We start from the raw sequence: 347 nt of genomic DNA on the forward strand, positions 1-347 counted from the left end.
AGACAAGATGTCTTCACAGCGTATCGTCTTCGTTGACCTGGTGGTTTTGCCGGGGGGTCCCCACCCGATCCCATTCCGAACTCGGTCGTTAAGCCCCCCTGGGCCGATGGTACTTCGTCTTAAGGCGCGGGAGAGTAGGTCGCCGCCAGGTCTACCAAGACGATACGCAAACCACGTCCAAAACCCTTCTTTCACAATCACACGTCACCGCTATCGCCGCGGGGTGGAGCAGCCCGGTAGCTCGTCAGGCTCATAACCTGAAGGTCACAGGTTCAAATCCTGTCCCCGCACCCAAAATCAACTACGGCCCCGTCGAGCTCACGCTCCGGGGCCGTCGTCATGTTCGG

General features: G+C 59.4%; 1 tRNA gene and 1 rRNA gene. Both read left to right on the top strand.

The window, feature by feature from the left end:
* Positions 1–36: 36 nt before the first annotated feature.
* A 5S ribosomal RNA gene (rrf, locus tag ACSQ2B_RS26740) occupies positions 37–151 on the top strand.
* Between the two features lie 66 nt (positions 152–217).
* Positions 218–294, top strand: a tRNA-Met gene (locus tag ACSQ2B_RS26745).
* Positions 295–347: the final 53 nt, after the last annotated feature.

This window comes from Phenylobacterium sp. LjRoot225 (assembly GCF_964252855.1).
Classification (GTDB): domain Bacteria; phylum Pseudomonadota; class Alphaproteobacteria; order Caulobacterales; family Caulobacteraceae; genus Phenylobacterium.